The organism is Streptomyces sp. a15, assembly GCF_059026085.1.
Window position 1 is genome coordinate 1 of the sequence record NZ_JBWLKM010000317.1, and the last position, 275, is coordinate 275.

The 275-nt window shown below is 66.9% G+C and carries 1 pseudogene; it reads right to left on the reverse strand.

What is annotated here, in order from left to right:
* Positions 1 to 83: 83 nt before the first annotated feature.
* Positions 84 to 275: pseudogene (locus tag AC5P09_RS52300) on the reverse strand (IS6 family transposase); the annotation flags it as partial.

Genomic DNA, 275 nt, shown 5'->3' on the forward strand with positions numbered 1-275 from the left:
ACCCGACTCCCCTGGGTGTCCTCACCCTACGAACGGGAGGACCAACCCGTTCAAGAAGGTAGAGCCACTTGTCCCCCGGGCCGGGGCTGCCGGCGGCGCAGCGCGCCTGCGTACTGCTGTCCGAACTTGGCGCACCAGCGGCGCACCGTCTCGTAGGAGACGACGATCCCGCGCTCGAGCATGAGCTCCTCGACCTCGCGGAACGACAGCGGGAAGCGGAAGTACAGCCACACGCAGTGGGAGATGACCTCGACCGGGTACCGGTGACCCTTGTA